At 54.3% G+C, this 12878-nt stretch carries 13 protein-coding genes; all 13 read right to left on the minus strand.

The window, feature by feature from the left end:
• Positions 1–10 precede the first annotated feature (10 nt).
• Positions 11–682, minus strand: coding sequence for a hypothetical protein (locus Enr13x_RS28460; protein WP_145390249.1), 672 nt, complete (start codon positions 680–682; stop codon positions 11–13).
• A 390-nt stretch (positions 683–1072) separates the two neighbouring features.
• Complete coding sequence (locus tag Enr13x_RS28465; RefSeq protein ID WP_197455417.1) at positions 1073–1399, minus strand: tetratricopeptide repeat protein; 327 nt, start codon at positions 1397–1399, stop codon at positions 1073–1075.
• 955 nt (positions 1400–2354) lie between these two features.
• Positions 2355–2687 carry a hypothetical protein gene (locus Enr13x_RS28470; protein WP_145390251.1) on the minus strand — a complete coding sequence of 111 codons (333 nt, stop codon included), beginning with the start codon at positions 2685–2687 and terminating at the stop codon, positions 2355–2357.
• A 1316-nt stretch (positions 2688–4003) separates the two neighbouring features.
• On the minus strand, positions 4004–4591 hold the full coding sequence (locus Enr13x_RS28475) for a YcxB family protein (RefSeq protein WP_145390252.1): 588 nt from the start codon (positions 4589–4591) through the stop codon (positions 4004–4006).
• A gap of 557 nt (positions 4592–5148) precedes the next feature.
• Positions 5149–5676, minus strand: a complete 528-nt coding sequence (locus Enr13x_RS28480) for a hypothetical protein (protein WP_145390253.1) — start codon at positions 5674–5676, stop codon at positions 5149–5151.
• A 1781-nt stretch (positions 5677–7457) separates the two neighbouring features.
• Complete coding sequence (locus Enr13x_RS38330) at positions 7458–8156, minus strand: acyl carrier protein (RefSeq protein WP_197455418.1); 699 nt, start codon at positions 8154–8156, stop codon at positions 7458–7460.
• Positions 8157–8290: 134 nt separating this feature from the next.
• Positions 8291–8887, minus strand: a complete 597-nt coding sequence (locus tag Enr13x_RS28490; RefSeq protein WP_145390254.1) for a hypothetical protein — start codon at positions 8885–8887, stop codon at positions 8291–8293.
• Between the two features lie 70 nt (positions 8888–8957).
• Positions 8958–9419 (minus strand): DUF6869 domain-containing protein, encoded by a 462-nt coding sequence (locus Enr13x_RS28495; RefSeq protein ID WP_145390255.1) that lies wholly within the window; start codon positions 9417–9419, stop codon positions 8958–8960.
• Between the two features lie 101 nt (positions 9420–9520).
• On the minus strand, positions 9521–10138 hold the full coding sequence (locus Enr13x_RS28500) for a hypothetical protein (protein ID WP_145390256.1): 618 nt from the start codon (positions 10136–10138) through the stop codon (positions 9521–9523).
• A gap of 103 nt (positions 10139–10241) precedes the next feature.
• A complete protein-coding gene (locus Enr13x_RS28505; RefSeq protein WP_145390257.1) occupies positions 10242–10754 on the minus strand; it encodes a hypothetical protein in 513 nt (170 codons plus the stop codon).
• Complete coding sequence (locus tag Enr13x_RS28510) at positions 10751–11014, minus strand: phage integrase N-terminal SAM-like domain-containing protein (RefSeq protein WP_231743835.1); 264 nt, start codon at positions 11012–11014, stop codon at positions 10751–10753. Before Enr13x_RS28510 ends, Enr13x_RS28505 begins: the two co-directional genes overlap by 4 nt.
• 356 nt (positions 11015–11370) lie before the next feature.
• Entirely contained in the window at positions 11371–11772 is a 402-nt protein-coding gene (locus Enr13x_RS28515; protein ID WP_145390259.1) for a hypothetical protein, read from the minus strand.
• Between the two features lie 463 nt (positions 11773–12235).
• Entirely contained in the window at positions 12236–12802 is a 567-nt protein-coding gene (locus tag Enr13x_RS28520; protein ID WP_390621119.1) for an AAA family ATPase, read from the minus strand.
• Positions 12803–12878 lie beyond the last annotated feature (76 nt).

Below are 12878 nucleotides of genomic sequence, written 5' to 3' on the forward strand. Positions count from 1 at the left end.
TCATTTCGGGTCAGTTGTCAGGTAGCAATTTCTTGGGTATCTGATCTTCCAATCGTTTGTCTCGAATCTCGATCAAACGATCCAATTCAGCTTTCACGTCGTCGCCGTTTTCCAACCGGCGTTCCAAGATTCGGATTTCCAGTGGAAGAATATTGAGGAAATAGCTGTCGGCATCCGAGGCTCCGATCAGTTTCTCTCGGTCGAGCAGCCATTGAACGCATTCGATTTGCATTTCCAAGTAATTCAGTTCTTTGTTTGCATCTAGCCACTCCTTCAGGCCTCCCGCATCATCGAACGGCGTTCCTTCCCAATACGGTTTAGGATGATTCTCGCCGTCACGCCCTTTTCGGCTGTACCCGTATTTGGAATAGTCTCTTGGTTGATCAACCAATTGGAAATAGATATTCCAAAAGCAGGCGTCACCGACGGAGTTTCCCATGTAGTGATTGCGAAAATTGATCGACTGACGTTTGTCGTCGAGATGTTCGACCAATAATGGAATCGCAGCATCTTTCAGCTCATAGAGCTTGGTAAATGCCTCTTGGCACGAGTTAAACTTCTGGCGTTTCTTTTCGGCGTCTTCAGAATCACCGTTGATTGGGCGGACGTTCCCATTGGAGTCGGCAATTTTGATATTGGGATTGACAACAGGCTGGTTGCTGGCCTCGTCATCAGAATACACCAGCTGTTCTATCAATTTGCGAATGTCCGCCTCGCTGGTCTGTTCCCGAACACGATTTGCCTTTTCGTTTGTGATTGCAGATGCCGTCGATACTTGAGAACCGCGTTCGGTGTTGTTGTTCTCGCAACCAACAACGAAAGCGAAGATCAAGAGAAGGAAAGTGAATTGCCACATTTGAAACCCCTCAAGCTTGCGACGACGGAACGGTGGAACCAACGCCAAAGAATGTTCATGGGTGGGGGAAATTCTGTGCGATAACGGTACGGTTCAGTCGGGACGCGAGGGAGATTGCCCACTTCAAAATCGCTTTCTCGCGTCCTACGTTGCAACCGATGGTTTGTCATTTCATTGCCCTGGTCGGTCACGAGCAAGCGGTTCGAAAACCGCTCCTCATTGTCGGACCACACTGAGCAGCCCGTCTAGCGTTTCTGCATGCTCGGACTTTAGGTCTCTGAGTGACTGTAGGTCCGATTCCGCCTTCGCGACTTCACCGATTTCGGCGTACGTTAGGGCGCGATTGAAGTAGGCTTCGTCCATGCTTGGGTCAGCCTGAATCGCGGCACCATAGTGCTCGATCGCCTTTGGTTTATCGGTCTCCCGTAAGCTGTTTGCCGTATTGAACTCCGTTGCGGCCTTTGCGGAATCAATGCCACTTCCGCATCCGAGCACCATGAATGAAACCGCAAGACACAGCACGATTGTTGGCAATGTTTTCATCTTCTCGATCATGACGAACGAATCGCGATCTATCCGAGCACACGGAGGAACGAGAATCCATCGGGCGACAGAACTTTGTCGGCCTGCAGGCGGGCCGCTCACAGGACCTGATTAGAACGGATCCTGCCGGACGGTGCCAGTTTCTCTGGCCCATGTGAACTCAAGATGGGTGGCGGCAGCACGATCCGGCTCGGACTACGACTCCTTTGCACCTCTCATCTTCGTTTTTCAGGTACCAGTCGTACCACGTGCGAAAAACCTCCCCCCATCGCGGCGTCCCAGCTATCCCGGAGGGATCACAGCGATTAGCCGGAGGTCAGCGCAGCGCCACCTCCGGACCACGCCCCACAGAACGCAGCAGGAAGGTAGGAAAATTTCGGGTAGGAAAACGGATGCCCGAAAAACGACACACCCGGCAAACACCCCGCTCTCTTTTCCTACCCCAAATTTTCCTACCTCCATCTCCAGCCGATGCTTCCTCCGCGCTTCATCATCAGAATCCCCGCTTCACCAATCACTTGCACGCCGTTCATCAGCGTCGCCGTGCTAGCCGCGTCTTGATCTCACTGGTGCACTTCAGACATCCAAAGGCGCTCGACTCCCAAGCAACGGCGTGAGCGTGAACAGAGTCGGATTCGTCTTTGAGTCAAAGAAAAACAACCTCGACCACACGACGCGAGTGACGGGGGAGTCAAGCGTCTCAGGATCGCTCGATGGGCCACAGGAGATCAAGACGGCTATCGCACAAAACGCTGACGACCTACGGCCCGAGGACTAAAGAAGCTGGCGTCAGCCCTACTGTTGTGAGTTCCACACCACCTCAACCCACCGTGACCGCACGTCAACGTTCGAAGCGGTAAGCAATTCGTTTAAGTTCAACGTCAGCGATTACGACATTGAGAACGTTCTAGCAGTCACATCGCACGAGAGTAATCGACGGTTGCGAGCGAGACCTTCAGTCCTCTTGTGCCCATTGGTAGGAAATAAACGCGAAGTACCCGGCCATTCCCACGCGGAGAAGGCGATACGCACGTTGGGATAGGGTATTGTCAACCGTGACCAATGCGATCAGAGCAAGGGGAATCGTTATCGCGAGAATTGCCGCGAGCAGGTAACCACACCAGCGTTGGTCGAACCACATTCCAAGTGCGGGTAAGCCGACGAGAGCACCAATGAAGTAGTATCCGGTCAAACCCATTGTCGTAGCGGCGACACACGCAGCAATACCGAAGAGAACCCAAACCGCAGACCAAAACGTTAGTTCACCACCAGGAGGTTTGAATTGCATCGGCGTCGAATGGAGTCTTGGTGTGCAGCGTCAGGTCGGAATGAACTCGTGCCGGCGAACGGTACGCGTCACTTGGCACGAGCGGAAACACTTGAACTCAAAACTGACTCGAACGAGTGCTCAGGTGCACGGCATTGTTCCTCGGATCTCGTCGAGTGTTCGGCGGCAGCGTTGAATGCGACCGATGCATGAGGATACCGCGGCGAGACAGACGAAGCAAATTCTCGCCCGCGAAACGAGCGGCACGAGTCTGGCGAACCGATACAGCGGTGGGTAGCCACGAAAAACACGAGAAGACACAAAAAGAAAAAGCGATGGTGGCGACCGGAAAGTTTGACATGCGATCCATTGGGACCGCAGCACAGCCCCGTCGTGGCGCGGACCAAGTCTCCATTTTGCGTCAGCCAAGAGGCCGTGTCGATTGTCGCGGCGTCCAAGCTATCCCGGAGGGATCACAGCGAGTAGCCGGAGGTCAGCGCAGCGCCACCTCCGGAACACACTCCCTAATCCGCCCCTCGACCCCGGACGGGGTCGCAGCAAATCCCAGCATCCCGGCGAGCGTCTCGGCTTGCTGCTCGGAATCCCAGAGACCCACCAACAAATCGGGAGCGATCACTGGAGGCAAGTCGTTTTCGCAACCCACAGAACGCAGCAGGAAGGTAGGAAAATTTCGGGTAGGAAAACGGATACCCGAAAAACCACACACAAGACAAACACCCGGCTCTCTTTTCCTACCCAAAATCTTCCTACCTCCATCTCCAGCCAATGCTTCATCCGCGATTCATCATCAGAATCCCCGCTTCACCAATCACTTGCACGCCGTTCATCAGCGTCGCCGTGCTAGCCGCGTCTTGATCTCATTGGTGCACATCAGACATCCAAAGGCGCTCGACTCCCAAGCAACGGCGTGAGCGGGTACAGAGTCGGATTCGTCTTTGAGTCAAGCACCTCTGAATCGCTCGATGGGCCACAAGAGATCAAGACGCTCATCGCATCAAAACGCTGACGACCTACGGCCAGTGGATTTAAGAAGCTGGCGTCAGCCTACGGTCGCAAGTCCCACGCTGGCCTCAGCCCACCGCGACTGCAAGTCAACCTTCGAAGCGGTAAGCAATTCGATTAAGTTCAACGTATGCGATCAATGCCCCAGTCCTCAATCACAACCTCGACTGGATGTTCAACATTCCATGACGTGTTGAAGTATAGCGAGAATTGAGTCGGATTGAATCTCACTGTAGGTCATGTTGCAGCGTCGGTGTCCGACGAACGGCAGTCGTAACCGGGCGACCGCCGACGATTGTCCATTTGCAAAAGCGTTATCGGTCGATCCGGTTCACGACATGGTTCGTCGGCAGTTTTTCAGCCACAAGCTTGCGTATCCGAAACGGCCCATCGGCACTATCGAGTGTAGCGTCAGGAACCCAGTTTACCATTTTTGGCCCGCGGTAAAGAAGCACGCCATCATGGAAGATCACTGCCTTTGAAAAAGCTGCCCATTTGAGATCGGTTTGCTCGATTTCAGATTCGGCGCGAAATCCGTCACCCGACAGGTGAATGATTTGCTGAGCATTACAGTGCGGTGATTTGCGAAAATTGCGTGTGGCAAGATAGTCGTCAATCTTGTGCGGAAAGAACGCAAAGATCGCGAGAGCAAACATGAAAGCCGAGGCGAAGTATTGTGGAATGAACAGTCCGACAATTGCGACGATTACGAAAATGAGCGCAGCAACGCATCGAAACCAACGCCACAGCCGGCGTCCCGAATGTTGCGACCGGAATCGCGTAAGCGTGTCGACCAGGTGTTGCGATGTGAACGAGAATTGGGAGGTAATGGTGCCGACAGAACTCGAATCAACGTCGCCAATCTCGTGCGACTCAGCTAGCGGCGGATCGTAGGGATTCACGTTTTCCATGTTCGGCGAACGACATTGTTTTTTCAATGGACGCCGACTCCGTGCCTGCGTGTGCGGGCGGATGGTTCGCGCGTCCGGCCACGACGACAGCCCGAGTCATCGCCGCTGACGGCCAATGTACTCCATCGGAATCGCCGTGGGAAATTTCACTCCCCTTGCTGTACCGATCTCTTTGTGGAGTCGCGATGAAGCCCGGAGAGGCTGGCACAATGCTTGCCGGTGGTGTCAGCCACCGGTATCGAAAGTACAGATTTGCTGAGGCCTGGAAGGCCGGCACAATGGGTCCCCCGGTCCACTCCAAGCCCGGGCATTGTGTCGGCCCGCTGGGCCTTGAGCATCCCTTGGAATCCGCCCCCGGTGGCTGACGCCACCGACAGACACTCTACCGGCCCTCCGGGCCTAAGACACATCGCACCGCCAGCCAAATCCGCTCCATCGATCCCGTTGGATTTGGCAAACACTGAGCAGTCACTATTTCGGGCGTCGGTTAGCAGCGTGAACGGTAACGATCACGTGGCCGCCGCGAACGACTGGCCATTTCTATAAAGTCAACTCGGCGGCTCACGTGCATCGTCTGGTCCGCCGCTTCGTGACTTGTTTTCAGTCTCGATGCGTCCCATCATACTACGACGGTGGCGTGCTCTGAACGAAACCTCGATCGGTCCCATCACAGTGCTCTGAAACATAGCCCTGATCTTGTCAATCGGAATCCCGCTTTCGATCAGCTTGTTCTTGGCCACCTTTTTCGGTTTAAATCCTTGCCAATCGGAAGGGCACACCAGAAAGCGGTAGGCACGTTTGAGGGGAATCCGTTCAATCACTGCATTTGTTGTGGGACAGAATAGAACAGCTCCCTTCCACTCGGCTTTATCAGAGTGAGCAGCAGCCGCGATAGCATTCTTCACAGCATTCGGCATCCAATCAGGTGGGTTTTCCAGACTGAACGTGTGATGCCGACACTCGCAAAGTGGCGCTGCCTCGGAGCCCGCGAATAAGTCATCGAGGTCTTGCGCGAGCAAAGCGTTGGCAACACACAGAAACCAAGTCAAGGCTGCGAAGCGGAATAGTGTCGGCATGTTTAGAAAACGCAGGTACGCGGCGGTCGGCGAACGAATTGCGATCTATCCGCGCACGCGGAGGAACGGGGATCGATCGTGTGCCAGAACTTTGTCGCTCTTCAATGGGCCGGTCCCAGGACCTGATTAGAGCGGATCCTGCCAGACGGTGCCAGTTTCTCTGGCCCAGGCGAACTCGAACTGGGTGGCGGGAGGACGGTCAGGTTCGGACTCTCGTTCCTTTGCACTTTCTTGTTCACTTTTCGCACGACCAGTCGTACCAAGTGTGAAAAACCTTCACCCATCGCGATGCCACCGACGCAGCGTCCACGGTATCCCGAAGGGATTTCAGCGAGTAGCCGGAGGTCAGCGCAGCGCCACCTCCGGAACACACTCCCTAATCCGCCCCTCGACCCCGGACGGGGTCGCAGCAAATCCCAGCATCCCGGCGAGCGTCTCGGCTTGCTGCTCGGAATCCCAGAGACCCACCAACAAATCGGGAGCGATCACTGTCGGCAAGTCGTTTTTCAAACCCACAGAACGCAGCAGGAAGGTAGGAAAATTTCGGGTAGGAAAACGGATACCCGAAAAACGACACACAAGACAAACACCCGGCTCTCTTTTCCTACCCAAAATTCCCCTACCTCCATCTCCGACCGATGCATCCCCCGCGGATCATCATGAATGCCCCCCAATCCTCTTCCCGTTGAGGAGGTTGGGGAGAATGCCGACGCAATCTCTCACAAGGGTGCACTACACGGCTCTTGGTCACGCCGAACGACCTGGCCCTCCGAACACCGTCCGCTTCACCAATCACTTGCACGCAGTTCATCGGCGTCGCGGTGCAAACCGCGTTCTGATCTCACTGGTGCACTTCAAACATCTGAAGGCGCTCGACTCCCAAGGATCGGCGTGAGCGTGTGCAGAGTCGGATTCGTCTCTTCGTCAAAGAAAAACCCCCTCGGTCCACACAACGTGAGTGACGGGGGAGTCATGCGCCGCAGGATCACACGTTGGGCCACAACAGATCAAGACGCTGGTCGCACCAAAACGCGGACGACCTACGGCCAGTCGATTCAAGAATCTGGCGTCAGCTTTTCGGCCCGGAGTCCCACGCAACCTGAGCCCGCCGCGACCGCACATCAACCGCCGAAGCGGTAAGCAATTCGATTAGGTTCAACGCTACGGATCACACGGTCGCCGCGATCGACTGACCACTTCAATAAACTCAACTCGGCGGCTCGTGTGCATCCGATGGTTCGTCGTTCTCTGCTGCGGAATCGTGATGTGCGGAGATGGGTCCGATCAGCCCGCAACCAATGATCATGGCCGCTACGGTAGTCATCAGGAATACCCAATGATACCAAGACAGAGGTCCATGAAACGAGTTACCCAGAACGAAAGTGTCGAACACGAAGAAGCAAGCGGTCCACACCAAGATGAGTCCCAACCAACCCAATAGTCGAATCGTCGCTGGATTTCCTTCAATCGTGTCCATACGTATGCCTGATCTCGGTGTTGATCGTCGGAAATAGAGCCACATGCCAACGAAAACAACAGGCACGACGAGAAAACGCAATCCACCAGTTAGATACATGCAGAAAAGCGCAGCACTGGACGCGACCAATGTTGCAATCGCAAAGATTCGGTCCCAGCGTCCACGCGTAAACACGATTGTCTTTGGTCGTGACAATCAACTGCTCCTCATCGAGGAACGGCGGACATCACGGGGCACGGAGAGTTGACTCTCCATCGCGAAAAACACCGCAAGCCGTGCTCCCGTTCATGTCATTGTTCCCCGTTTATTCGTATCCAAGGTCACGAATCAGGTGAGCATCAGGTGTAATCTTATTGCGGTCAACACCGAGCTGATCCATCAATATTAGTGTCAGAATGGTCCAAACGTCACGATGGCTAAAAGCGTTGTGCCGGTCTGCAAGCTTCGTGACATTTCGAGCCAGCACTTGTTCGGTCAAGCCGCGAAGCGTGTCAAATGTGGCATCCGGTAGTGTCGCAAGCGGTCGTGTGGCGAAAAAGATAATCGCTGCTGTCACAACGAAGCATCCAACAGAGACCAGTGTTGAAAATGTCGAACTACCAAGCATCAAAAAGAAAGTGATTGATGCGGCAAGAGAAACAGCGAAGCCAACGAAGGTGACGTATCGAGGGCGGCACAACGGAGGAAGCCGAATCAACAAGTCGTCAGCCATGCGTGCCCATGCTTCACGGCGTTTGGCTCGGGGAAGTGCTTCAAGGAGCGGTGTCGAAGGAGAGATTCGACGAGCGGTCGGTGAGGGTAGGTCGTGAGAGTGAAGCAGCAAATGGCGCCGCAGAGAGTGAAAAACGCGAGCGGAGAGGCACGCTTCAGGATTTCGGGTACGACTAGCAGTCGCCAGCAAGACAAAGGCATAAAGATCGCCGACCGTGACAATGTCCGCCGCTGGGCCGTCAGGGATTTCGATTCCGAACGACTCTTCGAGTTCAAAAACTAGTTCGCACATGGGAAGCGGTTGGAATTGAGGTTTTGCTCAGTCGGGGAACGGTAGCCGTCACCGAGGACGGACGATGGATTTTCCACTTCAAAAACCGCGCAAGCCGTCCTTCGGTGCACGGCATGGTTCCCCGTGATTCTTGGTTATTTGAATGGGTCGCCGCCGAATGGATCGCCAAATGAGTCCTCACTTGCAGCGGCCACTTGCTTATCGAATAGTTTACACCAGTGGCCTGACTCAAGTGCGTCTTGGGCGTCGGAGCCCCATACGGAAACAGCCAAATCATTCGACAACGCATGGACCGCGGCGGACACAAATGAGTTTTCAGCGACCGATGACCTTCTACCGCTCATTTCAGCGATGCGGACTCTCGACCATGCCGAAACCGATTTTGAGGTCAATTGAACGAATTTACCATCGGCGGATGAGAGAACGATTGCCCTATCTCGCTCGCGTTCGATGGAAATCCCCGTTCGCTTGACCATGGCGTCTGCGGCCGAAGGAAAAACGATCATCGCTACGTGAGGTGTCGCATTCCGATCTGACACACCAAACGTACATCGCAACGTTCCGCCATCGAAAGCAAACGTTACTGAACCAGGGATGGTCTGGCCTTTCGTCGTTGCATCGTCAACTGCGTCCTCAACTGGACCAAATGGATTGCCTTCTGCCGCAGGCTCTTGCGCATTGACAGACGCAAAACCGAGTGAGACCGCGACAAAACAGAGGACGTAACGCATTCAAGGAATCTTTATCGGGGAACGGTAACGATCACGTGGTCGCCGCGAACGACTCACCACTTCAACAAACTCAACTCGGCGACTCACGTGCATCGTCTGGTTCGCCGCTTTCTCCGCGAGCAACGCACAGGCGGCGCCAAACGTCCGCAGTCATTCGATATTGGTAGCAACCCCTTAACATATTAGCAAACCCGGGATCTTCAGCGGCTGATTTTTCGACAACCGAGATGTAGTCATTTCCGTGATTCCCAAGCAAGTGCTCAACTGGTCCCGCTGCGAGGTGTCCGTGAGTATCCACGTTTCCGTGCGAGTACGCAGCAAGAATGAATTTCCATTGAGCGTTCGGCGATGCCGTAAAGTTCATTGGAACGACGAAGTCGCTTGCGCCGCTCGGCGGATCATCGAGCAACCAAGGAAGGCGCGGAAGCGGATGTGATTCTTCACTTCCGTTGAGTTCAGCATTCCAAGCAATAGCGAATTGATCCCATTCGGCATCGGTGAGTTCATCCCAGCGAGGATCAAGGAATGTCATATGATGCCTTCAGTCAGCGAACGTTACGGATCACGCGGTCGGCGCGATAGATCAACCACTGCAATCCAACCCGACTCGCCGACTCGTCGTGCATCCGATTGTTACCCGCCGTCGTTCGGTCCCGCAACAAACGGATCGGACCACGTCTTCGATTTGTCTTTGTAGAGAATTTTGATCGACGGATGCGTAATTTTTTCGATATCGAACATCGTGCGCATCCCCCGATAGTCGGCCACTCGTATCAGGACTCCGTAATCGTATAGCTTTTTGTCTTTCTTGTACGCTCTAAGAGCGTCGTCTCGAAGCAAAACGGTTTTGCCATTGATTTCCACACGCGTATATCGAGAGATACTCGCCATCAATGAAATCTGACCATCCCTTTTTCTTCCATGCGCAAGCGGAACGTAGATTTTGTCTTTATCGGTCAGCACAGTGCCGTGCAGCGTGTCTTGTCGAATGTCATCGACACTGCCAACATCTGTCGTAAACTTCATGTTGTAGGCAATGTGCCCCACTGAGCCGTCATCAATCACTAGCACCGTCGACGTGAACATCCCAACTTCGCTTGTCGATGCGTAGACCCCGGACCAACGTTTTCCGTCTGGGTGCGGTTGAAACATGGCGTCGCGAGTTTGTGTCAGCAACTCCTTTGGCTCATCGCCGGCAACAGGGCAAGCGACTACAAGCAGCGCTAAACTTAAGGCGATGGAAATCTTCATTTTTAGTCGGTGAACGAAATGCGATCTATCCGGGTACGGAGTACACGGATAGATCGTGCGTTGAAGTTTGTCGGCACGACTTGGCCGCTTCTGGGGGACGCTATTAGAACAGCATGAGTTGCTGCATGCCAGTTTCTGCGGTCGTCTCGGTCATGGCGCCCATGCCCGGGGACTCTCCTGCACTTTCAATGCCACTTTTCAGATACCACTCGTACCACTCCGAAAAACCTTCCCCCATCGCATCGTCCCAGAACCGAATCTCATCAAGTTTTTGGCTCTCACGGTACCAACCTGGGCTACACTCCGAATCGCGTCCCAAGATCTCGCTCCAGGATCGCTTCGGATACTCGTGCGTCAGACGAAGCGACTCGCTGCCACAGTGCTCACAGCATCGCTCCGGCTCGGTCTCCAACTCGGCCTCCGCTTCTTCCACCGCAGCCATCACGGCCATGCGAGCCTCCGCACCGTCGGCTGCACTCAGGGAGGCAAGGCAGCGTTGCTGATACGCCACCGCTTTCGTGCTCGACCAACCTCCGAATTGACGCGTTTTGGTTAGCTGATTGGGCTGGATGTGCAAGCAGCAGCGGCGAATGAACTCCGCGGTCGAAAGAGTCAACGGAACTTGAATCGACTCACCGCCCGTCGTGTATCCTTCACGTGCCCAGAGCCGTAGGCAAGCTTTCGTTCTCGGATCAGATGGAGCTGGAAGGTTCTAACGTCTTCGACGGTTGCCTGGTCGAGCGGTTTTTGGATAAAGTCGGCAAACTTTCGCACGTGATAGGTGTAGGCGTCGATGGTGGCTTCGGCCATGTTGCGGATCAACATGTCTTCGGCGAGTCGCTTGGTGAGTTTGCAGGTTCGTTTTTTGTGTGACATCACGGTTGCTTGTCCTTGTTGTGAAACAGAGTTCAAAAGAAGTTCGCGCCGCAGCGTGCGGGGAACACAACAAGGGTGCGTCAACGAGCAAAAAGCGCAAGTTAAAACGCAAGGCAAGGCACCAAGAAAGAGACCGTAAGAACGCCTAGCGCGCACAACTGGCTAACCGCAAAAGCGCCTACAGGCGCGCCGAAAGACAGACACGTTGTGACCCTCACACACTCACCGCACTGACAAGAGAAAACGGTCACGCCAATGAAGTCGCTGCCGATTAAGTTCAACGGTAGAAATCACGCGGGACGGGCGAACGACTCGCAAGCAGACCAGAAACCGCGACTCCCGTCCTCCCGTGCAATTCATTGTTCCCCGCCGTCATTGCCCTGGTCGCTGCCTGGGGAAACTTCCATCGTCCCCATTCCCATTCCCATTCCCATTCCCATTGGCTGGCCGGAAGTCCGCAGCGCCGCCATTCGCTGAGATTCTTGTAGCGCGTAGCCAATCGTTTTTCTTGCAATGTCAGGTTTGTTGAGGAAGTCAGAGATCTGTTCGTGAACGTAGGGTCGCTGTGTAACGGCGATAGCATTTTCTCCCATCGGGCGCATCGTGCCGTCGCCTCCCATTGACTCCCAGGTGCCAGGCTCAATCGTTGTTTCAATTGCCATGAAAACCAAGTCGAGCCGACCAATTCCGGCGTCATCTAGTTGAGATTGTTGTAGCTGAGATTCGCCAAAGAGTTTACCAATGTCGTAAATCGTCACGATGGGGAGCTCTGATCGTCGTTTCTCAATTCCGCTGGAGTAACCGTTGCTAAATCCGGTCCGGTAGCCCGCCAGCAACCCCGCAACGCATGCAGCCAACAGTAAGATCGTCGCAATTGAGTACCGGAATACGCGTGTTCGTGATTTGGAAACATCCATAGAGCGAGTCACTATTCTTTGGTCGGGGAACGGCCCGCGTCACCGAGGACGGACGATTGATTTTCCACTTCAAGAATCGCGCAAGCCGTCCTTCGGTGCACGGCATTGTTCTGTGGTGCTAACGCTGGGCTCTGATGCGGAGAGCTCGCCGGACGCAGTCTCGTAATATAAACGACCATTGATAGAATATACGTTTGGCACCCCCAAACGCCTGCTCTCGTCTTGAGCCTCATTTACCGCAATGCTTCCCAGTCGCACAAGCTCGTCGATCGCAGCGTACTTTTCGGCGGTCAAGCTAGGTTTTTTAATCATCCGACGATTCAACCAAGGTCATGAAAGTTGTGTGGAGCGTCGCATCTCGGACCGTCAGCTCATTCCGCGACCCAACCGATACATCTTGGATGCGGCTTCCGCCATTGTACAGCACGACCCAACTATCAGCCAGATTGCGGTAAAGCGTCCAAAAGTTTCGGATGCTACGATAATAGCGGCGTCGAATGTCGGCATCGGGAACATCATGACCGCCCTTGAGAACGCGTTCGGCAACACGTGCGACGCAAACGTCGACCGTATCGACGAATACAAAAACGATGGTAATCTCATAGCCACGTCTGCCAGCGTCGCTCATGCATTTGCGAAATGATCGGCCGGACAATGTAGATTCCACGATTAAGGATCGGTTACTCGCAATGGCATCGGCGACGGACCTAACGAACTTTCGCCCCGCTTCGACGCGAGCAGATGTCGGATCGCTGGGATTAATCGAGGCAGCAATCGCGTCAGCGCCATAGTATGGGATTGATTCTGCGGTCGCGTATTGCATCGCGACGGTCGTTTTGCCGGTCCGTTCGGCCCGCCGACGATCAACAATTGCGGTATATCAGACAATCAGTGTTCCATAGGTTGATGCAAGAAGGATTTTCACAGAACGGTAGGGTTTTGCAGGC

The organism is Stieleria neptunia, assembly GCF_007754155.1.
Lineage (GTDB): Bacteria > Planctomycetota > Planctomycetia > Pirellulales > Pirellulaceae > Stieleria > Stieleria neptunia.

What these genes read in the sequence shown, in the direction of transcription:
- Enr13x_RS28465 (WP_197455417.1), bottom strand. Translation starts at nt 1,399, where the DNA reads ATGAAAACATTGCCAACAATCGTGCTGTGTCTTGCGGTTTCATTCATG.
- Enr13x_RS28470 (WP_145390251.1), bottom strand. Translation starts at nt 2,687, where the DNA reads ATGCAATTCAAACCTCCTGGTGGTGAACTAACGTTTTGGTCTGCGGTT.
- Enr13x_RS28480 (WP_145390253.1), bottom strand. Translation starts at nt 5,676, where the DNA reads ATGCCGACACTATTCCGCTTCGCAGCCTTGACTTGGTTTCTGTGTGTT.
- Enr13x_RS38330 (WP_197455418.1), bottom strand. Translation starts at nt 8,156, where the DNA reads ATGTGCGAACTAGTTTTTGAACTCGAAGAGTCGTTCGGAATCGAAATC.
- Enr13x_RS28490 (WP_145390254.1), bottom strand. Translation starts at nt 8,887, where the DNA reads ATGCGTTACGTCCTCTGTTTTGTCGCGGTCTCACTCGGTTTTGCGTCT.
- Enr13x_RS28495 (WP_145390255.1), bottom strand. Translation starts at nt 9,419, where the DNA reads ATGACATTCCTTGATCCTCGCTGGGATGAACTCACCGATGCCGAATGG.
- Enr13x_RS28500 (WP_145390256.1), bottom strand. Translation starts at nt 10,138, where the DNA reads ATGAAGATTTCCATCGCCTTAAGTTTAGCGCTGCTTGTAGTCGCTTGC.
- Enr13x_RS28510 (WP_231743835.1), bottom strand. Translation starts at nt 11,014, where the DNA reads ATGTCACACAAAAAACGAACCTGCAAACTCACCAAGCGACTCGCCGAA.